General features: G+C 69.7%; 24 protein-coding genes. 11 read left to right on the top strand and 13 right to left on the bottom strand.

The features are described 5' to 3' along the window. Positions 1–53: 53 nt before the first annotated feature. The 7 genes from ABD841_RS33870 to ABD841_RS33900 all read right to left on the bottom strand — a co-directional run bounded on the left by ABD841_RS33870 (position 54) and on the right by ABD841_RS33900 (position 6,750). A complete protein-coding gene (locus ABD841_RS33870) occupies positions 54–266 on the bottom strand; it encodes a biotin/lipoyl-binding carrier protein (RefSeq protein ID WP_344980321.1) in 213 nt (70 codons plus the stop codon). 49 nt (positions 267–315) lie between these two features. Beyond that, complete coding sequence (locus ABD841_RS33875) at positions 316–1,647, bottom strand: acetyl-CoA carboxylase biotin carboxylase subunit (RefSeq protein ID WP_344980323.1); 1,332 nt, start codon at positions 1,645–1,647, stop codon at positions 316–318. 124 nt (positions 1,648–1,771) lie between these two features. Next, the gene (locus ABD841_RS33880) at positions 1,772–3,052 is read right to left on the bottom strand and encodes an HD-GYP domain-containing protein (RefSeq protein ID WP_344980325.1); all 1,281 of its coding nucleotides are present in this window, start codon (positions 3,050–3,052) and stop codon (positions 1,772–1,774) included. Next, complete coding sequence (locus ABD841_RS33885) at positions 3,049–4,395, bottom strand: HD-GYP domain-containing protein (protein WP_425582087.1); 1,347 nt, start codon at positions 4,393–4,395, stop codon at positions 3,049–3,051. Before ABD841_RS33885 ends, ABD841_RS33880 begins: the two co-directional genes overlap by 4 nt. Before the next feature lie 469 nt (positions 4,396–4,864). After that, positions 4,865–5,809: an NAD-dependent epimerase/dehydratase family protein gene (locus ABD841_RS33890; RefSeq protein ID WP_344980329.1), complete on the bottom strand. Its 945-nt coding sequence runs from the start codon at positions 5,807–5,809 to the stop codon at positions 4,865–4,867. Between the two features lie 52 nt (positions 5,810–5,861). Then, positions 5,862–6,128: a mycothiol system anti-sigma-R factor gene (gene rsrA / locus ABD841_RS33895; RefSeq protein WP_344980331.1), complete on the bottom strand. Its 267-nt coding sequence runs from the start codon at positions 6,126–6,128 to the stop codon at positions 5,862–5,864. A gap of 64 nt (positions 6,129–6,192) precedes the next feature. Then, a complete protein-coding gene (locus ABD841_RS33900; RefSeq protein WP_246473502.1) occupies positions 6,193–6,750 on the bottom strand; it encodes a sigma-70 family RNA polymerase sigma factor in 558 nt (185 codons plus the stop codon). 336 nt (positions 6,751–7,086) lie between these two features. Between ABD841_RS33900 and ABD841_RS33905 the strand changes: the two genes are divergently transcribed. Then, positions 7,087–7,824 carry a class I SAM-dependent methyltransferase gene (locus tag ABD841_RS33905; RefSeq protein ID WP_344980333.1) on the top strand — a complete coding sequence of 246 codons (738 nt, stop codon included), beginning with the start codon at positions 7,087–7,089 and terminating at the stop codon, positions 7,822–7,824. A 108-nt stretch (positions 7,825–7,932) separates the two neighbouring features. Here ABD841_RS33905 and ABD841_RS33910 read toward each other — a convergent pair whose 3' ends face one another. Both ABD841_RS33910 and ABD841_RS33915 read right to left on the bottom strand, forming a co-directional pair. Beyond that, positions 7,933–8,265 (bottom strand): TraR/DksA family transcriptional regulator, encoded by a 333-nt coding sequence (locus ABD841_RS33910; protein ID WP_344980335.1) that lies wholly within the window; start codon positions 8,263–8,265, stop codon positions 7,933–7,935. A gap of 258 nt (positions 8,266–8,523) precedes the next feature. Then, positions 8,524–9,282 (bottom strand): SOS response-associated peptidase, encoded by a 759-nt coding sequence (locus ABD841_RS33915; protein WP_344980337.1) that lies wholly within the window; start codon positions 9,280–9,282, stop codon positions 8,524–8,526. Positions 9,283–9,498: 216 nt separating this feature from the next. Here ABD841_RS33915 and aroA point away from each other — a divergent pair, with 216 nt between their 5' ends. Together aroA and rsgA are read left to right on the top strand one after the other, a co-directional pair. Next, positions 9,499–10,776: a 3-phosphoshikimate 1-carboxyvinyltransferase gene (gene aroA / locus ABD841_RS33920; RefSeq protein ID WP_344980339.1), complete on the top strand. Its 1,278-nt coding sequence runs from the start codon at positions 9,499–9,501 to the stop codon at positions 10,774–10,776. 101 nt (positions 10,777–10,877) lie between these two features. Beyond that, a complete protein-coding gene (rsgA, locus tag ABD841_RS33925) occupies positions 10,878–11,969 on the top strand; it encodes a ribosome small subunit-dependent GTPase A (RefSeq protein WP_344980369.1) in 1,092 nt (363 codons plus the stop codon). A gap of 301 nt (positions 11,970–12,270) precedes the next feature. Here rsgA and ABD841_RS33930 read toward each other — a convergent pair whose 3' ends face one another. Further along, positions 12,271–12,714, bottom strand: a complete 444-nt coding sequence (locus ABD841_RS33930) for a DUF4442 domain-containing protein (RefSeq protein ID WP_344980341.1) — start codon at positions 12,712–12,714, stop codon at positions 12,271–12,273. 153 nt (positions 12,715–12,867) lie between these two features. On the opposite strand from ABD841_RS33930, the gene hisN reads away from it, so the two are divergent. The 6 genes from hisN (at position 12,868) to ABD841_RS33960 (ending at position 19,014) form a co-directional block, all read left to right on the top strand. Further along, a complete protein-coding gene (hisN, locus tag ABD841_RS33935) occupies positions 12,868–13,671 on the top strand; it encodes a histidinol-phosphatase (RefSeq protein WP_344980343.1) in 804 nt (267 codons plus the stop codon). 912 nt (positions 13,672–14,583) lie between these two features. Beyond that, positions 14,584–15,585, top strand: coding sequence for a PstS family phosphate ABC transporter substrate-binding protein (locus ABD841_RS33940; RefSeq protein ID WP_344980345.1), 1,002 nt, complete (start codon positions 14,584–14,586; stop codon positions 15,583–15,585). Continuing rightward, the gene (gene pstC / locus ABD841_RS33945) at positions 15,585–16,526 is read left to right on the top strand and encodes a phosphate ABC transporter permease subunit PstC (protein ID WP_344980347.1); all 942 of its coding nucleotides are present in this window, start codon (positions 15,585–15,587) and stop codon (positions 16,524–16,526) included. The genes ABD841_RS33940 and pstC overlap by 1 nt, the downstream gene beginning before the upstream one ends. Further along, positions 16,526–17,416: a phosphate ABC transporter permease PstA gene (gene pstA, locus ABD841_RS33950; protein WP_344980349.1), complete on the top strand. Its 891-nt coding sequence runs from the start codon at positions 16,526–16,528 to the stop codon at positions 17,414–17,416. The genes pstC and pstA overlap by 1 nt, the downstream gene beginning before the upstream one ends. Positions 17,417–17,424: 8 nt before the next feature. Beyond that, positions 17,425–18,273 carry a phosphate ABC transporter ATP-binding protein PstB gene (gene pstB, locus ABD841_RS33955; protein WP_344980351.1) on the top strand — a complete coding sequence of 283 codons (849 nt, stop codon included), beginning with the start codon at positions 17,425–17,427 and terminating at the stop codon, positions 18,271–18,273. A gap of 75 nt (positions 18,274–18,348) precedes the next feature. Beyond that, positions 18,349–19,014 carry a response regulator transcription factor gene (locus ABD841_RS33960; protein ID WP_344980353.1) on the top strand — a complete coding sequence of 222 codons (666 nt, stop codon included), beginning with the start codon at positions 18,349–18,351 and terminating at the stop codon, positions 19,012–19,014. Between the two features lie 126 nt (positions 19,015–19,140). Here ABD841_RS33960 and ABD841_RS33965 read toward each other — a convergent pair whose 3' ends face one another. Beyond that, a complete protein-coding gene (locus ABD841_RS33965) occupies positions 19,141–19,881 on the bottom strand; it encodes a serine hydrolase (protein ID WP_344980355.1) in 741 nt (246 codons plus the stop codon). Positions 19,882–20,382: 501 nt separating this feature from the next. Beyond that, complete coding sequence (locus ABD841_RS33970; protein ID WP_344980357.1) at positions 20,383–21,270, bottom strand: phenylalanine 4-monooxygenase; 888 nt, start codon at positions 21,268–21,270, stop codon at positions 20,383–20,385. A gap of 120 nt (positions 21,271–21,390) precedes the next feature. On the opposite strand from ABD841_RS33970, the gene ABD841_RS33975 reads away from it, so the two are divergent. Further along, positions 21,391–21,858, top strand: a complete 468-nt coding sequence (locus tag ABD841_RS33975; protein WP_344980359.1) for an Lrp/AsnC family transcriptional regulator — start codon at positions 21,391–21,393, stop codon at positions 21,856–21,858. A 67-nt stretch (positions 21,859–21,925) separates the two neighbouring features. On the opposite strand, the gene ABD841_RS33980 is transcribed toward ABD841_RS33975, so the two are convergent. Next, complete coding sequence (locus tag ABD841_RS33980) at positions 21,926–22,528, bottom strand: TetR/AcrR family transcriptional regulator (protein WP_344980361.1); 603 nt, start codon at positions 22,526–22,528, stop codon at positions 21,926–21,928. A gap of 129 nt (positions 22,529–22,657) precedes the next feature. On the opposite strand from ABD841_RS33980, the gene ABD841_RS33985 reads away from it, so the two are divergent. Next, complete coding sequence (locus ABD841_RS33985) at positions 22,658–23,089, top strand: nuclear transport factor 2 family protein (protein WP_344980363.1); 432 nt, start codon at positions 22,658–22,660, stop codon at positions 23,087–23,089. Positions 23,090–23,659 lie beyond the last annotated feature (570 nt).

Consider the following 23,659-nt stretch of genomic DNA (forward strand, 5'->3'; position numbering starts at 1 on the left):
CCGTACCCGTGCGCGACGCGGCCTCTCGGGAACGGCCACGTCCGGCCGGGCGGCTACTCGATGACGGCGATCAGGTCGCCCTCCTGGATGACGTCACCCTCGGCCACCTTGAGCTGGGCGATCACGCCCTCGTCCTCGGCGATGACCGGGATCTCCATCTTCATGGACTCCAAAATGATCAAGGTGTCGCCGTCTTCGACGGAGTCACCCTCGGCCACGAGGACCTTCCAGACGTTCGCCACCATTTCCGCGCGTACTTCAGCCACCGGGAACTCCCCTCGTTCAACCTGCTTCAACTGTGCCAGACAGAACCGATCATGCCCTCATACGGGACACCAGTCCTGTGTCGTAGTTCCCGTCGACGAACTCCGGCCGGTCCAGCAGTTCCGCGCAGAACGGCAGGTTGTTCTTGGGACCTTCCACGCGGAAACCCGCCACGGCCTCGCGGGCGCGCCGCAGCGCCTCGGCCCGGGTCGGCGCGTACACGCAGAGCTTGGCCATGAGCGGGTCGTAGAACGGCGTGACCGTGTTGCCCGCGGCGTAGCCGGAGTCGACCCGGACGCCCTCGCCCGAGGGCTCCTCCCACACGTCGATCTTCCCGGGCCCCGGGAAGAACCGCTTGGGGTCCTCGGCGTAGACGCGGAACTCGATCGCGTGGCCGCTCGGGACCGCCGAGAGCCGCACCGTCTCGCCCGCGGCGATCCGCAACTGCTGCTCGACCAGGTCGATACCGGTGACCAGCTCGGTCACCGGGTGCTCGACCTGGAGCCGGGTGTTCATCTCCAGGAACACGAAGTCCTGCTTGTCGGCGTCGACGAGGCACTCGACGGTCCCGGCGCCCAGGTAGCCGACCGCCTCCCCCGCGCGCACGGCCGCCGCGAGCATGCGCTCGCGCAGCTCCGGCCCGATGCCGGGCGACGGCGTCTCCTCCACGACCTTCTGGTGGCGGCGCTGCACCGAGCAGTCGCGCTCGCCGAGCGCGACGACGGTCCCGTCCGTCAGGCCGAGGATCTGCACCTCGACGTGGCGAGCCCGCTCGATGTAGCGCTCCAGCAGGATCGCCGGCGTGCCGCCGAAGCGGGCGGCGGCCCGGGACGCCTGATCGAAGGCCTTGGCCAGCCCGGCCTCGTCACGGGCGACGCCCATGCCGATGCCGCCGCCCCCGCCGGCCGTCTTCACCATGACCGGGTAACCGATCTCCGCGGCGGCCGCGACGGCCTGCTCCAGGTCGGTGACGGGCTCGCGGGTGCCCGCGGCGACGGGCACGCCCGCCTTCTCCATCAGGTTACGAGCGTTGATCTTGTCACCCATCCGCTCGATCGCCTCGGGAGAGGGGCCGATCCAGACCAGGCCGGCGTCCACGACGGCGCGGGCGAACGCGGCGTTCTCCGAGAAGAACCCGTAACCCGGGTGAATCGCCTGGGCGCCCGACTCGCGGGCGGCCGCCAGCACCTTGTCGGCGTCGAGGTAGCTCTGCGCCGGGTTGGCCGGCCCCAGCAGGACCGCCTCGTCGGCCTCCGCGACGAACGGCAGGTCGGCGTCGGCCTCCGAGTACACCGCGACGGCGCGCAACCCCATGCGCTGGACCGTGCGGATGATTCGCCGGGCGATTTCGCCACGGTTGGCGACCAGAACGGACTCGAACACGTTGGTGGACCCCTTTCGACCGCTCCACCCTACGACTGGGACATTCGCCGCACCCTTCGCCCGAAACCACCGATCGCGGCAACCCGATCTGTAGGAACCCCACAACTGTGCGGGAATGGAAATCTCAGAGTCGATGGAGTGGAGCCAACCTGTCGATCACGCGGGCCAGCGCTTCGACGACCGCCGGATCGTACTCCCGGCCCACACCCAGTCGGAGCCTTTCGAGCGCCGCGCCGGCCCGGTCGCGGTCGGTGGAACCGCCCACCAGGTCGTCGTAGGCGTTGGTGGCCTTGATGATGCGGCTGGCCAGCGGCGGCATCTCGACGCAGGTGTCGCACTGGCGCCGGACGATCTCGGCCACCCGGTCCAGCACGCCGGTCTGCCGGATCACCTCCGCACCCAGCTCGGCGATGCGCCGGGCCTGCTCGGGATCGGTGAGCACGGTGGCGCCGCCCGGGATGGGGTCGCGCAGCGACAGCTGGCCGATGTCGTGCATGAGCGCGGCGTACTCCAGCTCCAGCAGCTCGGGTTCGGCCGTGCCGAGCTCGCGCCCGACCGCCACGGCCAGCCGGCTCACCCGGCGCGAGTGGCCGGGCTCGACGTAACCGCCGACCTCGGTGACCCGCGACAGCGCACGGACGGTCTGCAGGTAGGTGGCCCTGATCCCGGCGTACTTGCGGAAGGCGACCTGGGTGACTAGCAGCGGCGCGGCGAAGACCAGCAGCGCGGCCATGCCCATGCTGTGCGAGGCGAGCGCCAGCAGGATTCCGGAGGCGGCGACGGCGGCCCCCAGCGGCCCGGCCATCCGCAGCTCGTCGTGGACGGCCACCCCGAAGGCCGCGCGCACCTGCTCGGCGCGGAGCACGGCGGCCAGCAGCACGTCGACCAGGACCATGACGACGATGAGCACGGCCATCACGCCGAGCGCCGGCCACCAGCCGCTCTCGCCCCCGCTGGCGACCTCGAACAGCGACCCGGCCAGCGGCCGGTAGGCCAGCGCGAGCAGCGCCCCGGTGAGCAGCCTGCGCGCCATCGCGTCGAGGCGGGGCGGGCGCCCCACCGCCAGATGCGGCAGCGCCCCGGCGATCATGCCGACCGACAGCACGGCGACGACCTGGAGCGCGGAGTGCCGGACGGGGACGCCGCCCATGTCCAGCAGGAGCGTGTAGCCGAGCGCGGCGGCCGAACCGATGGGCGCCACCTCGCGGTTGCCGGGCATGGTGAGCCTGGCCAGCTCCCCGACCGCGATCAGCGCGCCGAAGCCGATGGCGATCTCGGGCTCGACCAGCCCGGTCGCGGCCGTGTGCGCCACCCCGGCCACCGCCAGCAGGCCCGCCGCGCAGATCAGCAGCAGCTGACCCGAGTCGAGCGTCTGGAAGGCCCGGTTGGCGCCGAGACCGCTCATCGCTCCGACACCACCTGGATGGGCATGGTCGGATCGTCGTGGTCCTTGGTGGTGGTCTGCGCCTCATCGGCCGGCGGGGCGACGACCTTGCGCGGCGGCTCCCAGCCGTGACGGTCGAGAGCTTTGATGAAGGCCACCACCATCACGGGGTCGAACTGGGTGCCGGCGCTCTTGCGGAGCTCGGCCACGGCCACGTCGATCGGCCGGGCGCCCCGGTAGGAGCGGTCGGAGGTCATCGAGTCGAAGGCGTCGGCCACCGCGATGATCCTCGCGAACTCCGGGATCTCGTCACCCGCCAACCCCATCGGATAGCCCTTGCCGTCCTGCCGCTCGTGGTGGTGCATGATCCCGGCGAACGCCTCGTCCAGGAAGTCGATGCCCCGCACGATCTCCAGCCCGCGCATCGGGTGAAGCTGAATGGCGGCGAACTCCTCCTCGGTGAGCGGGCCGTCCTTCTGCAGCACCTTGGTCGGCACGCCCAGCTTGCCGACGTCGTGGAGCATGCCCGCGTAACGGATCGCGCGCAGCCGTTCGGACCCCATGCCGATCTCCTGAGCGATCATTCCGGCGGCGAGCGAGACGCGGGTGCAGTGGCCGCGCGTGTAGTAGTCCTTGGTCTCGACCGCCTGGCAGAGCGCGGCGATCGTGGCGTCGTAGGCGCGCTGCTGCGCGTGGTACTGCCCGAAGGCCCAGCGGGCCACGAAGAGCGGGAGCAGCACGAGCACGGCGGAGATCGAGTTGACGGTGGCCCACAGCCCGGCGATCAGCAGTCCGAAGGTGGCGTAGCCGAGGTAGGAGATCATGAACTGGGCCAGTCCCCGCAACGGGACCTGGTCGGCCTGGCCGGTGAGCACCAGCACGAGCGCGATCAGGAGGAAGTTGAGCGGTACGAAGACCGCCGCCGCGCCCGCGAAGGGCAGAATGAGGTCGTCGAACCCGGCGACCCCCGGTACGTCGGTCGTGCCGCCCAGCAGCACGTAGACGCGGCCCGCGACATAGCCGCAGATGGCGAACTGGGCGCTGTTGAACAGCCGCTTCACCAGTGGCAGACCCGGCCGCACGCTGAACATGGCCGTCATGCCGACCAGAGCCGCCCCCTCGGGGCCGAGGAGCACCACCGCGGCGAGCACCGCGGAGAAGCTGACCGACACCGCGGCCTGCTTCACGTTCAGCAGGGTGGGCACCGACTCGCACACCAGGAACAGCAGGGCGAGCACCATGAGGTTGGACCAGTCAAGCCGCTCGAACCGGCCGCCCGCTGCCACGCTGTATCCGAGCAGCACGAACGCGGCTCCGATGACAACGGTCAGATAGACCTTGGCAAACCACGGCAGTCCACGCAAAGCGGCCACCCTTGGGTCCTACGGGCGCGTGCTCAAGTCCAGGAAATCCCGGGGAAGACCGGGTTGACCGTTTCCTTCAACATGCGCTGCCTCCACGTCGATTTCGCACTCAGGCTACAGAAGCGAACCAGGCGGGGAGAGAGAGACCGCGAATCGCAAGCAAAGCGTAATCAACCCATCACCACCCGCCATCGGCGCTCGCCGGACCGGAGCGTCCCCGCCCACCCGCGCGGCGGGCGGGGACGCGGCGAATGCGGAACCGCGCCGGAGGGTCGCCGTGGGAGGGGCGCGGCGGAAGTCCACCCGTCACACGGAGGACGACGACAAGACCGCAGTGAGCGGCCAACGGCCCGGCGTCGGCGCGGCGGAAGTCCACCAGCTGTACGGAGGACGACGGCGGGGACCGTGAAGGAGACCGTCGCGGAGAAGACCGCGGAGAAGGACTGGCGGAGAAGACCTCGGAGGGGACCTACCGCTCCGACAGGCGGGCCCGCGCCCAGTCGACGGTGGCCTTCAGGCCGGTGGCCAGGTCGGTCTGGGGACGCCAGCCGAGCCCTTCGAGGGCGGGGGCCGGATCGACGGCCATCGCCGGCAGGTCGCCCAGGCGGGCCGGGGCGCTCTCCGGGCTGTCGGGGGCACCCGCCGCCTCGGCCACCAGGGAGTGCAGCGCCCGGTCGGTGGTCTCCACGCCGGTGCCCAGGTTGAAGCGGCGGCCGTTGCCCCGGTCGCCGCAGGCGCGGGCGAACCCGTCGACCACGTCGTCGACGAAAATGTAGTCGCGGGTCTGGCCGCCGTCGCCGTACACGACCGTGGGCGTGCCGTTGAGCAACGCGTCGGTGAAGATGGCGACGACCCCGGCCTCGCCGTCGGGCGACTGGCGCGGGCCGTAGACGTTGGAGAGCACCAGCGTCGTGTAGTCGATGCCGTAGAGCGCCTTGAAGGTGGCCAGGTAGGTCTCGGCGCTGAGCTTGGAGGCCGCGTACGGCGAGCGCGGGTCGGTGGCCGCGTCACCGGGGACCGGGATGACCGGCGGCCTGCCGTACACCGCGACCGAGGAGGCGAAGACGACCTTGCGGGTGCCGGCGCGCTGGGCGGCGGTGAGCACCGAGGCGGTGCCCTCGACGTTGAGCCGGGCGTCGTGGACCGGGTCGGCCACGCTCTTGCGCACGCTGATCTGCGCGGCGAGGTGGCAGACGACCTCGGGCCGCCACTCGGCGGCCAGGCCGATCAGGGCCGGGTCGCGGATGTCCATCACGTGCAGGGCGAAGTGAGGGCTCTCCGCGGCGCGGGCCAGGTTGCCCCGGTCGCCCCCGGACAGGTCGTCCACCGCCACGACCTCGTGACCGTCGGCCAGCAACCGGTCGACCAGGGTGGATCCGATGAACCCCGCCCCGCCGGTCACGAGTATCCGCATGGTGAACCCCTATCTTCGGTATGGCCACGGCCGTACCGAAGATCCTAGGAGGTCAGCTGGCCAGCTCGGAGCGGACCTGGTCGATGCGGTTGAGCACCTTGGCCCGCAGATCGGCGGAGGCCTGGTCACAGCCGCAGTGCTTGGCGATCAGCTGCTTGATGACCTGCTCCAGGCCGTACTCTTCCAGGCACGGGTGACACTCGTCGAGGTGCTGGCGGATGTCGGCGTACTTGCCCTCGTCGAGCTCACCGTCGAGATAGCTGTAGACCTTCTCCAGGACCTCACGGCAGTCGGTGTCGTGGTGGTTGCCGCAGCTCATGCGATCACCCCGCCCAGAAATACCGCGCCCGCGCCCGCGGACGCCCGGTGGCTGTCTCGCTCGCTCACTTCGCACCCTCCGCCGGAACCAGGCCGCGCTCGCGCGCGTAGTCCTCAAGTTGGGTCCGCAGCTGGCGACGGCCACGGTGCAGCCGCGACATCACGGTCCCGATCGGGGTGCCCATGATGTCGGCGATCTCCTTGTAAGGGAAGCCCTCGACATCGGCCAGGTAGACTGCGATGCGGAACTCCTCGGGGAGCGCGGCCAGTGCCTGCTTCACATCCGTGTCGGGGAGGTGCTCCAGCGCCTCGATCTCCGCCGACTTCAGCCCGCCCGAGGTGTGCGACTCGGCCCTGGCGAGCTGCCAGTCCTCGATCTCCTCGGCACCCGACTGCTTGGGCTCCCGCTGCTTCTTGCGGTAGCTGTTGATGAAGGTGTTGGTCAGAATGCGGTACAGCCAGGCCTTGAGGTTCGTGCCTTGCTGGAACTGGTGGAAGGACGCGAAGGCCTTGGCGAACGTCTCCTGGAGGAGGTCTTCGGCATCCGCAGGGTTCCGGGTCATCCGAAGCGCGGCAGAGTAAAGCTGGTCGAGGTAGGGCATCACATCCCGCTCGAACCGCATGCTCCGCTGCTCCAGAGTCTCCTCTTCTGTCGCAGGGACCGGACCCACCCCCTTAAGATCGCCGGAGTCCTGCTGACGCGGGACACCGTACTGAGCGGAGGATACCCGCTCAACACGGAAAGGCGGGTCACCGGGGCGGGTGACCGGTTCGATCAAGGCGAGCATTTGCGTGCCGACCCTCCGGAAGGATTGTGCGTTGTCCGCTTGCAACACGCCCGCTCAGGCATCTGTTCCCGCAAGATAGAAGGTGACGAAAGGCCCGGTACGGGGAAAAGAACATACGTACCGGTAGGTAATTGGTAGACCACCGGATCCTCCCGACGCCAGGAGCTGCTTGTGCTGCCCATCCCGGCCGAAGAGCTGAACGGCTCAGGTGCGCTCGGGCCGTACTGGACCTTTTACCACGCGGTCGTGGCCGAGCAACTGAACCGCTGGCTGCCGGAGAGCCCCTCGACCATCCTCGACATGTCCTGTGGCAAGGGCCGCTGGGCCGCCCAGGCGGCCCGGGCCGGGCACCGCGTGATCGAGGTGGTCGACTTCCGCCGCCCCGCGGAGGGCCGCTCCCTGCACGACGCCTCCAAGGTCAGCCAGGTCCGCGCCGACGATCTGCGCTTCCTGCCCGACTGCAGCGTCGACGCCGTGCTCGCCGAGGAACGTGCGATGTCCATCGAGCTCATGGCCGAGTCCGCGGTCGACGACATCGCCAGGGTTCTGCGCCCCGGCGGGCGGGCGCTGGTCTGCGTCGACTCCCTGGTGCTGGGCATGGCGATCCTCGCCGAGCAGAACTACTGGGCCCACCTGCGCCAGACCGGCGAAGTCATGCTCGTGCCCTGGCCCGACGGCAGCATCACCCGCTGCTTCAGCAGCGGCCAGCTCCGCGAGTTGCTCACCAGCGCCGGGCTGGAGGTCGAGTGGATCCGGCCTCGCACGGTGCTGTCGCCCTCGACGGTCGACCACGTGCTCGCCTCCGACCCCCGGGCGCTCGCCTGGCTGGTCAACACCGAGCTCGACACCCACCCGGCCGACGACGACACGGTCGGCATCCACCTGGTGGCCAGCGCCCGCCGCCGCTGAACCCTCCGCGCCCGGCAGCGCGGGACGGCCCGGTCTCCGTACCGCGCCCGCGCGTCGGGGCCGCGCCCGCCCCCGTACCGCACCCGGCCCCCGTACCGCGCCCGCGCGTCAGCGCCTGCGCTCGCGCTTCGACTGGCACTGCACGCAGCGGGCGGCCTCGGGCCGTGCCTCCAGCCTGCCCTCCGGGACCGGGACACCGCAGTCGACGCACAGGCCGTAGCGGCCCTCGTTCATGCGCTTGAGCGCCTCCAGCACCGAGCTGCGCTGCCGCGTGGCCACCTCCAGCATCGCCTGGTTGCGGTCGGCGTCGGTCAGATCGGCGCCCGCGTCCGCCGGGGACCGGTCCCGCAGTGCCCCGGGATCTCCGCGAAGCACTCCGATGGACCGGTCGAGCTCTACGAGCATGCTCTCCAGGCGCTCGCGCGCGGTCACGACGTCCACGGATCCGCACCTCCAGGGTTCGGGGGCGGCCTGTGAAGGGATCCCCGACTGTCCCGTCAGGCGCAAAGGGGATGATCTCTGCGTGGCGACCTGTGACAGGGCACCACGCTTTCTGAGCGAATGCCCATTCACCGCGCGTTCTACACCGATCGGCGGGCTTTTCACAGATCAATGGGTTTTACCGAGGGAAATTAGCCCACAAAAGCGGACTAAAGATGTCTAACCCTCAGCAAGCTTCCGCAACTTCCACAAAAAGCCTCAGAAAAGCTCCTGGCTGTCGCCCCCGCCCTCCTTCAGCGGCTCGACGAGCTCCGGGCCGTTGTTGCGCACCGAGTTGACCGCGGTGGAGACCGGGTAGATCTCCAGGCCGGTGGAACCAGCGGGAATCAGGAAATCCCGCGCGTCGGGCACCCCCGGGTCAAGCCACTCGCCCCAGCGATCATGCTCGATCAGCATCGGCATCCGGTCGTGGACCGTGCCGGCCTCGTCCACCGCGGTGGTGGTGATGACCGTGCAGGTCGTCAGCCACGCGAGGGGGTCGTCCTCGGGCCTGCCCCGGTCTCGCCAGAACTCGTACAGCCCCGCCATGGCCATCACGCCCCCGTCCTTGGGACGGACGAAATAGGGCTGCTTCTTCGGCTTGCCCTTGGCGTCCTTCTCGTCGAGGACCGCCCACTCGAAGTAGCCGTCGGCCGGGAGCAGGCACCTGCGCTCGGCGAACGCCCTGCGGTAGGCGGGCTTCTCCGCCACCGTCTCCACCCGGGCGTTGATCATCTTCGAGCCGACGGACGGGTCCTTCGCCCAGGCGGGGACCAGACCCCAGCGGAGCACACGCAACTGCCGGATCGGGCGGCTCTCCGGGGCGCTCTTCGGCACCCGGCTGAGCACGGCGTAGACCGGTTTGGTGGGCGCGACGTTGTAGTCGGGCCTCAGCTCCTGGTCGGCGGCGTCCAGCTCGACCTGGAACTCCTCCAGCAACTCCTGCTTGGCCCGCGCAGACGCATATCTCCCGCACATATCTCCACCCTGCCACGCTTGAGCACGCCAAAACCCGGCAACCCCAGTTTTTGATCTTTCCCCGCGCGGAATCCCGCCCCGCACGGAACGACGTGGAATGGCCTCGCATGCGCCCGTACCGCGAAACCGGCCCCGCCGTGCGCGTGCCCGCCCCGTGAAACCGGCCGTGCACACGTCTCAGAGAGTGCAGGCCGCGGTCCCGGTAGGCTTTTGGCCATGTCCGCTCCGCTGTGGCCCGCCCCGACGGCGACCGAACCCGTCCGCGCGACCGTTCCCCTGCCCGGGTCGAAGTCCGTGACCAACCGCGCGCTGCTGCTCGCCGCGCTGGCCGAAGGTCCGGGCACGGTACGGCGGGCGCTGCGCAGCCGCGACGCCGACCTGATGGCCGACGCGCTGCGGGCGCTGGGCACGGTCATGACCCCCGCCAACGAGAGCGCCTCCGGCGTCGACTGGATGATCACGCCGGGCCCCGTCACCGGTGGGGCCCGGATCGACGTGGGGCTCGCGGGCACCGTCATGCGTTTCGTGCCGCCCATGGCGGCGCTGGCGGACGGGGAGGTGTCCTTCGACGGCGACCCGCACGCGCGCAAGCGCCCGATGGGCCCGATCCTCCGCGCCCTGCGGGCGCTGGGCGCCGAGGTGACGGGCGACGCCCTGCCGTTCACGATCCGGGGTCCGCTGACCGGCGGGGAGGTCACGCTCGACGCCTCCGGGTCGTCGCAGTTCCTCTCCGGCCTGCTGCTGACCGCGGCGCGCTTCGAGAAGGGCGTGACGGTGCGCCACGACGGCCCGCCGATCCCGTCGCAACCCCACATCCAGATGACCGTCCGGATGCTCCGCGAGTACGGCGTCCGGGTCGACGACTCCGAGCCGGACGTCTGGCGGGTCGAGCCCGGCGCCATCGCGGCCCGGGAGTTCACGGTCGAGCCCGACCTGTCCAACGCGGCGCCGTTCCTGTCGGCCGCCATGGTCACCGGCGGCACGGTCACGATCCCCGGCTGGCCCGCGGAGACCACCCAGCCGGGCGACCAGCTCCGCACCCTGCTGGCCGCCATGGGCGCCTCGGTGGAGCGCACGCCCGAGGGGCTGGCGGTCACCGGCACCGGGCGGATCACCGGCATCGAGGCCGACCTGCGGGACGTGGCCGAGCTGACCCCGACGCTCGCCGCGCTCGCCGCGCTCGCCGACTCCCCCAGCAGGATCAGCGGCGTCGCCCACATCCGCGGGCACGAGACCGACCGGCTGGCCGCGCTGGTCGCCGAGATCAACGGTCTCGGGGGCGACGCGAACGAGACCGAGGACGGCCTGGAGATCCGGCCGCGCCCGCTCACCGGCGGGGTCTTCCACTCCTACGCCGACCACCGGATGGCCACCGCCGGAGCGGTGATCGGCCTGGCCGTGCCCGGCGTCGAGGTGGAGGACATCGCCACCACGGGTAAGACCCTTCCGGAGTTCGCCTCCATGTGGGCGAGCATGCTGCGCGATGCGCGATGAGAGGCGACCGGCCGACAGGTCGCGGAGGAGATGCCCGGTGGTGACGGACCACCGTCGCGGCCCCCTCATGAGGGCCGGCCGGGCCGGATAAGGCGGCGAAGCTGAGAAAGCGCGAATACGACGAGGACGATGTCAGGGTCAGGCCGGGCAAGGGCTCCCGGCCCCGGACCCGGATCCGCCCTGCCCACGAGGACGCGGTCCCGGGTTTCGTGATCGCCGTCGACCGCGGGCGCTACACCTGCCTGGTCGAGCCGGCCGGCGAGCGAGGCCGCCGCCGCAGGAAGAGCCAGGCGGACGGCACCGGGACGGGCCACCGGACCGTGGTCGCCATGAAGGCCCGCGAGCTCGGCCGCAAGGGGATCGTGGTCGGCGACCGGGTGGCCCTGGTGGGCGACGTCTCCGGCAGACCCGACACCCTGGCCCGGGTCGTCCGTGTGGAACCCCGCACCTCGATGCTGCGCCGCTCCGCGGACGACACCGACAACACCGACGGCATCGAGCGTCCCGTGGTCGCCAACGCCGACCAGTTGGTGATCGTGACCGCCCTGGCCGATCCGCCGCCCCGGCCCCGCATGATCGACAGGATGCTGGTCGCCGCGTTCGACGCCGACATCGAGCCGATGCTCTGCCTGACCAAGTCCGACCTGGCCCCGCCCGACGAGCTGGTCGCTCTCTACGCTCCCCTCGGAGTGCCGTACGTCGTGGTCCAGAAGGGCGGCGACCTGGACGAGCTGCGTGAGCGCGTCAAAGACCGGATCAGCGTGCTCGTCGGCCACTCCGGTGTGGGCAAGTCCACTCTGGTCAACGCCCTGGTGCCGGACGCCAACCGGGCGGTCTCGCACGTGAACGCGGTGACCGGCCGGGGCCGCCACACCTCCACCTCGGCGGTGGCACTGGAGCTCCCCGGCGGCGGCTGGATCATCGACACCCCGGGCGTGCGCAGCTTCGGTCTGGCCCACGTCTCCGTGGAGACCGTCCTCGCCGGGTTCCCCGATCTCATCGAGGGCACCGTCCACTGCCCCAAGGGCTGTACCCACCTGTCCGAGGAGTGCGCCCTCGACGCCTGGGTGGCCGACGACCACGCCGACCCGGCGCGACTGGAGTCCCTGCGGCGCCTGCTCGCCAGCCGCGAGGGCGCCTCGGACGACGACCAGGCCCGCTCCGCGGCGGACCCGGCACCCGGCCTGGGATGAACCCGGCCCCGAACCGTGCCGGGCCCCACCCGCGACGGCCGGACCCGGAGCTGCCGGACCGGGCCCGCGACGTCCTGGCCTGAAGAGGAAGGGCCGGCGGCCACACCGACCCGGCCGGAACGACCCGATCCGGCCGGCTCGGTTCCCGTCCAGGGCCGCCCGACCCGTCCCGCCCTTGCTCAGGGCAATCCACCCCGCCTCGGTCCGGCCCAGCGCAATCCAGCCCGTCCCGCCCTTGTCCGGGCAATTCACCCCGTCCAGGTCAGGCCTGGAGCGACCCGCACCGCCCCGGGGCGGAGGTTCAGCGGTTGGGCCGGAGAGTCCAGAAAACGGTCATCTCGGAGACCGGTGTGCCGTCGGCGGTCCTGACCTCGATGGCGATCTCGAACTCGGGGCGCTTCCCGGCGTCCAGCAGGGCCACGACCTCCTCGCGGGAAGACCGCAGGTGGGCCTCGGCCACGATCTCCCCCTTCGCAAGCTTGGTGTAGCGGATCGTCGCGTTCGTGACCAGCGGGACCGCCCGGGACAGCTGGTCACCGAAGGCGGCGATCATGGCGGCGCCCGACGCGACCTCCGCCACGCTGAACAGCACTCCGGCGTGCGGACCGCCCACGTGGTTGTGCAGGTCACCCCGGTCGGGCATGCGGGCAATCGCCAGGCCCGGCTCCACCTTGTCGAAGGAGATTCCCAGCGTCCTGGCGAACGGAACGCTCTGCAGCATCAAGGCACCGGCGTCAAAACTCATGTCCAGAATAATACTCTGGAGTAACACAACTGCCAACGCATGATTTGCGAGCGATTTGCGAGGCATTCCAGCCACTGGCTGGAGGCGACACAGTTCCTCCACATGCTCCCCGCTCTCCACCTCCCCGTCCTCGACGCGATAGCGTTACCACCCGTGACGGGTTACAACGACGACCTGCGGCTGGCACATGTCATGGCCGACGCCGCCGACGACCTGACCATGCGCCGGTTCAAGGCCATCGACCTGCGGGTGGAGACCAAGCCGGACCTCACGCCGGTCAGCGACGCCGACCAGGCCGTCGAGGAGGCGATTCGCAGCACCCTCAACCGGGCCAGGCCGCGCGATGCGATCCTCGGTGAGGAGTTCGGCGCGACCGGTTACGGCGCCCGCTCCTGGATCGTCGACCCGATCGACGGCACCAAGAATTACGTGCGCGGCGTGCCCGTCTGGGCCACGCTCATCGCACTGATGGACCAGGGCCGCGTCGTCGTGGGCCTGGTCTCCGCCCCCGCCCTGGGCCGCCGGTGGTGGGCCGCCCGCGACAGCGGCGCCTGGACCGGCCGGAGCCTCACCAAGGCCACCCGCTGCCACGTCTCCTCGGTCACCCGCCTGGAGGACGCGTCGTTCTCCTACTCCAGCCTCGACGGCTGGGAGACGGCGGGCAAGCTCGACGCGTTCCTCGACCTGAACCGCTCCGTCTGGCGCAGCCGCGCCTACGGCGATTTCTGGTCGCACATGCTGGTCGCCGAGGGTGCGGTCGACATGTCCGCGGAGCCCGAGCTGTCCCCGTGGGACATCGCGGCGCTGACCGTGATCGTCGAGGAGGCCGGCGGCATCTGGACCGACCTGTCCGGCGTCCCCGGCATCGACGGCGGCAGCCTGCTGTGCACCAACGGCCCGTTGCACAACGAAGCCCTCAAGCGCCTCGGCAGCGGCCCCCTCACCCTGCCGGTGTAGCCCTCGCCTTCCCGCGTCGACCCTGCGCAGGCACCCCGCGTCGGCTCCACATCCGCCCTGCGCAGGCACCCCGCGTCGGCTCCGCCTGCCCTACGTCCGCCCCGCGTAGCACTTCCGCGCCGACCCCACATCCGCCTTACGCAACCCCGTACGAACCGCCTTACGCCCCCGCGTGAACTCCACCGGCGCGGCTCCGGGCGAACCTCATCTGCGCACCCCACGATCCCCCACCCTGCGGCCCCGCACGAGCCTCCACCGACGCGATCCCGCCGTCCGCGTCGCGTGGTTCTCCACCTGCCGGTCTCCCGGCGTACCCGCACCTCCGCACCTTCCACCACACGACCGGTACGCCCCCCCCGCCGCGCACCGCACGGCTCGTGCACCCCGCCACCCGGCTCCTGACCCCCATCGCCCGCCGCACGGCTCGTACACCCCGCCACCGCACGACCACCGCATCAGAGATCCTGAGCCGTCCGCACCAGAAGGCACAGAAGGTGCAGAAAGTGGACGAGCCACTCCCCTACAGGACGGAGCGGCGCGGGCGAGGCCCCCCGCCGACCGATCCGGCGTCCCCTCGCGTGCCAGGCCCCGCCGTATGACGGAACAGGCCCCGCCGCATGACGGAAAGGTGAACGAAAGGACACAGGTAAAGGATCTCCACCGCGGCGGGCGCACCCCGAGCGGCCCACACCACCACCCCGGATCGAGGCTTGGTCGGGGAACCTCCAAGGCTCCGCACACCCGCCGCACGGGAACCACAACGTAGATCAAACCCCCGGCAAAGACCCGGTATTCACACGTGCGGGCGCACCTTTTCCAGCCCCGGTCACGGCTCGTTTCACTTCCGTTCACTTTGCCTGGGTTTCATCGAAGACATCGAGAACGGGTCTCACTACGGAGAAGGAACATACCGTGACCAGTGCACAGCGCCGGCTCAGCGCGGTGGCGACGGCCGCGCTCGTCGTCTCGCTCGCGGCGGCATGCGGCGGCGACGCCAAGCCCGCCAGTGACGGCAGCACCACCGCCGCCTCCCCCGCCGAGTCCGGCGGCGGCGCGGCTCTGAGCGGCGAGATCAAGATCGACGGTTCCAGCACTGTTGCGCCCCTCACCCAGGCAGCCTCCGAGCTCTTCGGCGAGGAGCAGCCCCAGGTCAAGGTGCCGGTCGGCACCTCCGGCACCGGTGGCGGCTTCGAGAAGTTCTGCGCCGGCGAGACCGACATCTCCAACGCCTCCCGCGCGATCAAGGACGAGGAGAAGGCGGCCTGCGAGGCGAAGGGCATCAAGTTCACCGAGCTCACGGTGGCGACCGACGCGCTGACCGTCGTGGTCTCCAAGGAGAACGACTGGGTCACCTGCCTCACCACCGACCAGCTCAAGAAGATGTGGGAGCCGGCGGCCGAGGGCAAGGTCAAGACCTGGAAGGACGTCGACGCCAAGTTCCCGGCCGAGGAACTGAAGCTCTACGGTCCCGGCACCGACTCCGGCACGTTCGACTACTTCACCGACGAGATCAACGGTGAGGAGGGCGCGAGCCGCAAGGACTACAGCCCGAGCGAGAACGACAACGACATCGTCACCGGCGTCGCCGGCGCCAAGGGCGGCCTGGGCTACTTCGGCTTCACCTACTTCGAGGAGAACGCCGACAAGCTGAAGGCCGTCGAGATCGACTCGGGCAGCGGCTGCGTCGCCCCGAGCGTCGAGGCCGCCCAGGGTGGCAAGTACACCCCGCTGGCCCGCCCGCTGTTCATCTACCCCTCCGCCGCCGCCGCGAAGCGACCCGAGGTCGCGGCCTTCCTCGACTACTACGCGAACAACATCAACGCGATCGCCAAGGACGCGAAGTTCATCCCGCTCAACGCCGAGCAGGAGGCGAAGCTCAAGGCCGACATCGCCTCGCTGAAGAGCGCCGGCTGATGAAGGCGGAGCACCGCACGACCGCCCCAGGGGCCCCCCGGTCCCTGGCGCGGTCGCGCCCGCGTTACGGTGAGGTCGCCGTCAAGGTCATCCTCCTGGCGGCGGCCCTGGTCTCGGTGGCGACCACGATCGGCATCGTCGTCGCGCTCGTCGAGCCGACCATCGAGTTCTTCGGCTCGGTGAGCATCGCCGAGTTCTTCGGCTCCACCGACTGGGGACCGCTGTTCAACCCCCCTGCCTTCGGCGTGTGGCCGCTCATCGTCGCGACCTTCGAGATCACCCTCATCGCGGTGGTGGTCGCCGTGCCGCTCGGCCTGGCCGCCGCGATCTACCTGTCCGAGTACGCCTCCGCCCGGACCCGCAAGATCTTCAAGCCGGTGCTGGAGGTCCTCGCGGGCGTTCCCACCGTGGTCTTCGGCTTCTTCGCCCTGACCTTCGTCACCCCGGTGCTGCGCGACTTCCTCCCCTTCCTCCAACTGGAGGCCAAGAACGCGCTCAGCGCCGGCCTGCTGGTCGGCGTGATGATCATCCCGATCGTCGCGTCGCTCTCCGAGGACTCGATGGCCGCGGTGCCGAACGGCCTGCGCGAGGGCTCCTTCGCCCTCGGCGCGTCCAAGATGCTCACCTCGGTGCGGGTGGTCGTCCCGGCCGCCTTCTCCGGCATCGTCGCCGCCATCATCCTCGCGATCTCCCGGGCCGCGGGCGAGACGATGATCGTCGCGATCGCGGGCGGCTTCAAATCGGTGTTCACCCTCTACCCCGGCAACGAGATGGCCACGATGGCGGCCTTCATCGCCCAGGCCGGCTCCGGTGACGCGTCGGTCGGCTCGATCGCCTACAAGACCATCTTCGCGGTGGGTTCGCTGCTCTTCGTGATCACCTTCGCGATGAACTACCTCAGCGCCCGCTTGGTCCAGAAGTATCGCGAGGTCTACGACTGATGGCCATCCTCTCGACCCCCCGCTCGGCCGTGCAGCTGGCCAGCAAGGGACGCCCGCTCAAGGAGCACCTCTTCCGCGTCGCGCTGCTGGCCAGCCTCGCGATCGCCCTGCTCTTCCTGGCCATGCTGCTGGTCTACGTTGTGCAGGAGGGCTGGCCCCGGCTCAACTCCATGCTGTGGGAGAACCAGCCCTCGATCCGGCGCCCGGAGACCTCCGGCATCCAGTCGGGCATCTTCGGCACTCTCTGGATCATCGCGCTGACCGCCCTGATGGCACTGCCCACGGGCATCCTCGCCGCGGTCTACCTGGAGGAGTACGCCGACAAGACCAAGTGGTACAACAAGCTGATCGAGCTGAACATCTCCAACCTGGCGGCCGTTCCCTCGATCGTCTACGGCATCCTCGGGCTCGGCATCATCGCCCGCTGGATGCAGTTCGGCTTCACCGTCATGACCGGCGCGATCACCATCTCGCTGCTCGTGCTGCCCATCGTGATCATCTCTGCCCGAGAGGCCATCCGGGCGGTGCCGCCGTCGATCCGCGAGGGCTCGCTGGCGCTGGGCGCGACCCAGTGGCAGACCATATATCGCCAGGTCCTCCCGGCGTCGATCCCCGGCATCGCCACGGGCTCGATCCTCGCCCTCTCCCGGGCGATCGGCGAGGCCGCCCCGTTCCTGATGCTCGGCGCCGCGACGCTGGTCCGGTTCAACCCCGAGGGCGTCTGGAGCAGCTTCACCGTCCTCCCTCTCCAGATCTACAGCTTCATCACCCGTCCCCAGGCTGAGTTCGCCGTCCTCGCCGCCGCCGCGATCGTGGTTCTGCTGGCGATCCTGCTCCTGATGAACTCCGTCGCGATCTGGCTCCGTAACCGCTACCAGAAGCGCTGGTGAGGTAAGCAATGTCCGAAATTGGAATCTCCGTGCCGAACGTCCACGTGCGCGGCCCCGAAGTCCCCCGCACCATCGAAGCCCTCGACCCCGTCTTCACCGTCTCCGACCTCAGTGTCTTCTACGGCGACTACGAGGCGGTGCGCGACGTCAACATGACCATCGGCAACCGCGAGATCACCGCCATGATCGGCCCGTCCGGCTGCGGCAAGAGCACCGTGCTCCGCTGCTTCAACCGGATGAACGACCTGATCCCCGGCGCTCGCGCCGCCGGAAAGATCCTCTACCATGACGAGGACCTGTACGGCGACCACGTGGACCCGATCGAGGTCCGCCGCCGGATCGGCATGGTCTTCCAGAAGCCGAACCCCTTCCCCAAGTCGATCTACGACAACATCGCCTACGGCCCCCGGGTGAACGGGGTCAAGGGCAACCTGGACGACCTCGTCGAGGAGGCGCTGACCAAGGCGGCCCTCTGGGAAGAGGTCAAGGACAAGCTCAAGCAGAGCGGACTGTCCCTCTCCGGCGGTCAGCAGCAGCGCCTGTGCATCGCGCGGGCGATCGCGGTGAAGCCCGACGTGATCCTGATGGACGAGCCCTGCTCGGCCCTGGACCCGATCGCGACCACCAAGATCGAAGACCTGATGCAGGAGCTGACGCGCGATTACACGATCGTCATCGTCACCCACAACATGCAGCAGGCCGCACGTGTCTCGGACCGCACGGCCTTCTTCACCGCCGAGGTGGACGAGGCCGGCGTACGGCACGGCCGCCTGGTGGAGTTCGACGAGACCAGCCGCATTTTCACCAACCCGAGCGACAAGCGGACCGAGGACTACATCACCGGTCGCTTCGGCTAACCCGATACTTGGAGGATCCGGGTGATCCAGCCGCAGACGGCACCCGAGGTGGACGGGGACACACGGACAGCGCCAATGTTGCTGGTCGCCGATCCGGAGTCGGCCATGGTCGAGGGCCTGGCCACCGCCCTGGAACGCGAGGGTGTCGAGGTCATGGGCGTCACCGACGGCGCCCAGGCCCTGTTACAGGCCGGGGCGCTCCGGCCTGACGTGGTCCTCGTCAGCGCCTCGCTGCCGGTGATCGGGGCAGTGGAGTTCGTCCGCGCCGTACGGCTGACGCGGGCGATCCCGGTCCTGCTGGGCGTGGGCGAGGGACACGCCCAGCAGGCCGTTCAGGCGTTGGCCGCCGGGGCGACCGCGTGCGTGGCCCGGCCCTACCGGGTGCCGGAACTGCTCCCCCTGGTCCATGCCGCGTTCGCGGGCGACTCCGGGACCCGCAGGACGCTCGTGGTCGGCAAGGTGGAGCTCGACGTGAACGCCTACCAGGTCAGGGTCGGCGGCCGGACCGTCCACCTTCCGCTGCGAGAGTTCGAGCTGCTGCACTACCTGATGCGCAACGCGCACCGCACGGTGACGCGCGAGCAGATCATGCGGCACGTCTGGAACTCCACCGACACCACGTCGACCAACACCATCGCCGTGCACGTCAAGCGTCTCCGCGCCCGTCTGGGCGACACCGACGACCAGCTGATTCAGACCGTGCGCGGGGTGGGCTACCGCCTGGTCGACAAGACCGCGTAGCCGGCATCCGTACCGCCGGGCATCCGTACCGCCCGGCCGGCAAGACCGTATAACCGGCGCCGCACCGCCCCTCCCGGCCCGCGCCGCCGGTACCCGCCTTCCGGGGTCGAACGGGGGGCGTGCGGCTCAGTGACCGCCCGCCACGCATCCCCGCCGTCCCCGAAAGGCGTTCAGAATACGCTCCGCCGTGCCCTCGACCTTGGCGACGCCCACCGCCATGTTCGCGCTGTCCTCGGCGATGATGGCGATGGCGTAGTCGTGCCCGTGGCCACGGATCAGCCCGGTGCTGGCGGTCACCCAGCGCCCGTTCGAGACGTGCCGCAGCCAGCCGTTCTTCAACGCCACCCGGTCGCCTTCGCACGCTCCCGCGCTGATGCCCCATTTCTGGTCCGGGGTCACCTTCTCCATCAGCCGGAGCACCTGCCGCCGATCCTCGTCCGCCAGCGGGCTCGCGGCGACGGCCAGCGCCCTGACGAGGCGGACCTGGTCCTCGGCGGTGGTCCGCGTGATACCCCAGCAGTGCAGATCCAGGCACCGCCCGGCGGGGGTGAAGGTACGTGTGAGGCCGAACCGCCGGTTCGCCCCGGCCAGACCGGCCTGCAGGCCGATCCGCCGGTAGAGCCGGTCGGCCGCCCCGTTGTCGCTGAGGCGGATCATCTGCTCCGCGTCCTGTCTCACCGGCCGGCTCAGGTCCTGCCACCGCGTGCGCAGCAGCAGCGCCATCAGGATGCCGATCTTCGAAGTGCTGGCCGTCGGCAGTTGCAGGCCGGGACGGTAACGGTAGGAGCGGCCGGTGGTCAGGTCGTGCGCCGCCGCGGTGACCCGGCCGCCGTACCTGCCGAGGAACCGGTCCAGGGTACGGGTCAACCTCCCGGCGGAGATCCGCGGCGAGGTACGCGCTCGCGAGGCGTCGGCTCCGGGAAACGCGAGCACTGCGACGGGCCGTCCCAGCGGCCCCAGGACCAGGGACGCCGCGCCACCGGCCGCCGATGGCGCCGCGGGCCTCGTCCTTCCCCCGAAGGCCGTAGTGGACCGTTCGGCCCGCCGCGCCGATCCGGCGGTGGGCGCGGCGGCCGAGGACGGAGCGGAGGCCGACCTTTCGGAGACGGGGCCGGGCGTGGCGGAACCGACCACTGCGGTGTCGCTCACCGGCGTCAGATCCTGGCACGTGCAACCACCGGCCAGCACGGACACCAGCACTATCACCGTGGAGATCTGATAGCCCACACCCATCACCGATCCCAACCGCTACTTTCATCCCTCAAGATCGGGATATATCCACCAAGAAGCGGAAGAAAGGCGACGAACCAGAAAATCGGTGGTAAGAGGGTGAGATCTGGATCCTTTCTCCGGAACGGATACCGAGCCTTAACGAGTGCCGGCGGTTAGCCGGGCGATCATCTCGTCGTCGCAGGTCGCCCAGAACCCACCGACCACATCCTCCAGATGCTCCAGCGACTCGGCCCGGAACAGCACGTCCTGGTACTTGGTGATGTCGTAGTGCGTGGTGCCCATGGCGGTGATGTCGAGCGGCCGGATGTCCATGCCCCTGAACTCCTCGATCTCGCCGTACGACGAGAGAATGCCCGCACCGTACGCCCGGAGCTCGTTCTGGTCCGTCATCACGCCGAACTCCAGCGTGAACCAGAAGACCTTCGAGACGAACTCCAGCGCCTCCTGGCTTTCGACCCTCCGAGCCGCCTGCCCGGCCAGTCGGTACAACTGCGCGTACCGGTCGGAGGCGAGCGCGTTGGCGTGACCGATCACCTCGTGGATGACGTCCGGTTCGGGCGTGTACAGCGGCGTGGAGTGGTGCCGGATGTACTGCGTGGAGTGGAAGAGCCCGTCGGCCAGCACACCGTAGAACTCCCTCAGCGGAACCAGCCCGGCTGCTGGGATGTAACGGAACCCGGTCAGTGGTTCCAGCAGGTCGCCGACCTCCTGGAGTTGCGGGATCCGGTCGGCCGGCAGTCCCAGCCGTTCCACCGCGCCCAGGTACTCGGCGGTGGCATACCTGCGGTGCTTGGTAGCGAGCTCTCTGCTGACCAGGGCCCAGACCTCATGCTCCTGATCGGTGTACTCGGCCGTCGGAATGGGCGTACCGGGCACGTATCCCACCGCCAGCGCGGCGATCGCGTTGCGGCGGGCGCGGTAGACCGGGTCGGCGAAACCGGGATGACTGGCGGCGAGCTTGACCTCGATCGTGCCGTCGTCCTTGGTGGCCACCGGTGCGAAGTACTGCGCTTCCTCGAACATGTATGAAATGACAGCAATTCTCGGAAAGCTTGACAAGACTGTGCAGTTTTTCTAGGCAATCCGCATAGAAATGTATGATCAAACCTTCTCCAAGCTGGTCGTATCGCCTACTCTGATGCGATGCCACTCGACGCGCTCGACAGCCGCCTTCTGATCACCATGCGCGCGAATCCACGCATCGGCCTGACCGAGCTGGCCCGTCTCCTCGGCGTGGCCCGGGGCACCGTGCAGGCCCGCGTGGAGAAACTGACCGCACGCGGCGTCATCTCCGACTTCGGCCCCACGGTCACCCCGGAAGGGGCCGGCTATCCGATCTTGGCGTTCGTCTCACTGCAGATCGCCCAGGGACGTCTGACCGAGGCAGTACAGGCGCTGAAGGCCCTTCCGGAGATCCTGGAGGTCTACGGCACCAGCGGCCAGGCCGACCTGCTCTGCCGTGTGGTCGCCCGCAGCACCCCCGACCTCCAGGAGATCATCGCCCGCATCCTGGCCTCCCCGGCGGTGCAGCGCACCGACACCACGATCGCCCTGTCCGTGCAGGTGCCCTTCCGGATCGAACCCCTCCTCCGGGCCACCGTCGGCGCCTGACCCCGCCCTCCTCCTTCGCCTCTCGGGGACCCCGCGCTTTCTTCTGCCTCTCGGAACCCCCGCGCCGTCAGCAACCGGTGGCGCTCGCGCGTGCCTCAGACGTACGGAGACCGTCGAAGACGATGGCGAGAGTACGACGCTGGAGGTCGGGGTCCCACCCCGCGTGGAGCGCACCCTGGCAGACGCCGACGAGCAGAGCGACCACCTCGTCCAGCCGGACGTCCTCCCGGACGACACCGGCGTCTTGCGCGCGAAGGAGGAGGTTCCCGATGCCCTCACGAAGCATCTGAACCGAGTCACCGAGCTGGAGGCCCACGCCCGCCTCAGCCAGGAGGCCGACAACGGTTCGCTTCTGCGCCGCCTGCTCGACCATGCGGGCGATGAAGGCGAACAGCCCTTCGGCGGGTGCGCCGTCCGCGGCGAGCGCCTCCAGTTCTCGGGTCAGCCGGGCCAGCAGCCCTTTCATGATGGCCTGCAGCAAGGCCTGCTTGGTCGGGAAGTGCTTGAAAACCGTGCCGATGGCCACCCCCGCGCGGGCGGCGACCTCGTCGGTCGACGCAGTGGCCCCTTTCTCGGCGAAAACCGCCTCAGCCGCGGCGAGAATGCGTTCCCTGTTGCGCCGGGCGTCGGCGCGCAACGGTCTGTCGCCGGTCGCTTCCGGGGACGGCATGGACGGAGTCATCCGGTCAGCCTTCCATGCCACACCGACAAACGAGTGGCATTGACAAAGTGAGTCTCTACTCAACATCATGAAAATGAGTCTCCACTCATCTTATCGCCGCCGGGGAAGGGGCCAGCCATGACCGAATCCACCACGCCCGCCATACCGGGTCCTCACGAGATCTTCGAGCGCATGCGGCAGCAATGGCTCGGCCTCATCCCCGACAGCTGGGAGGACCTGGCCGACGATGTCATCGTGGAAGTGCCGTTCGCCCCACCTGGCAGACGCCGGCGCTTCGAAGGGCGGGAGGACTTCCTGTCCTTCGCCGTTCCGGGAAGGGCCGCCTTCCCCGTCCGCTTTGACGAGGTACGCAACATCGTCATTCACGACACCGGGAACCCCGAAGTGATCGTCGTCGAGTACGAGCTCTCCGGAACCGTCACCACCACGGGTCGCCAGGCCTCTGCCCCCTTCATCGCGATTCTCGGCGTGCGGAACGGGAAGACGATTCTCTGGCGCGAGTACCAGAACCCCATGGCCATCGCCGAGGCCCTGGAGCCGATGAATTGACCCGCCGCGAACGGCCGGAGCCCACCCGAGCGGCCGGGGCTCGCCCGAACGGCCGGGCCCATGAAGACCCGGGGCCTGGTGCAGGCCTCCGAAACCCCCGGGCCGGTGGAGCCCCTGGGGCTGTGGAACGCCGCCGCCCGCACATCGGATCCTGCATCCCGGGTCCGGGCCCGGGAATCCCCCGGGCCGGCGGAGCCCCCGGGCCTGTGGAACGCCGCCGCCCGCACATCGGGTCCGACACCCCGGGTCCGACACCCCGGGGAACCTCCCGGAACCCCCGAGGGGAGCACCCCTCCGCACCCCCGGAACCCCTGTCCAGACCGTTTTCCAGGACGGCCGGGCTCCCGGGACGCTCCCGGGACAGAAAGGCAGAACGCCTCCCGCGCGCAGCGACTCCCACAGCAGAGCGGTACACGGTTTCCGGGGGGAATACTCCCCGGGTGGGGGCTTCCCCAAAGCCCGGCGGAAACGCAAAAAAGGCCCCCGCCACCGGCGAAGGCCCCCCACACACCAGGAAGGGGCCCCACCCCAAGGGTGGAACCCCTTCCCGCAACAATTGTCCGGCGGCGA

It is taken from the genome of Streptosporangium fragile (assembly GCF_039534445.1).
Lineage (GTDB): Bacteria > Actinomycetota > Actinomycetes > Streptosporangiales > Streptosporangiaceae > Streptosporangium > Streptosporangium fragile.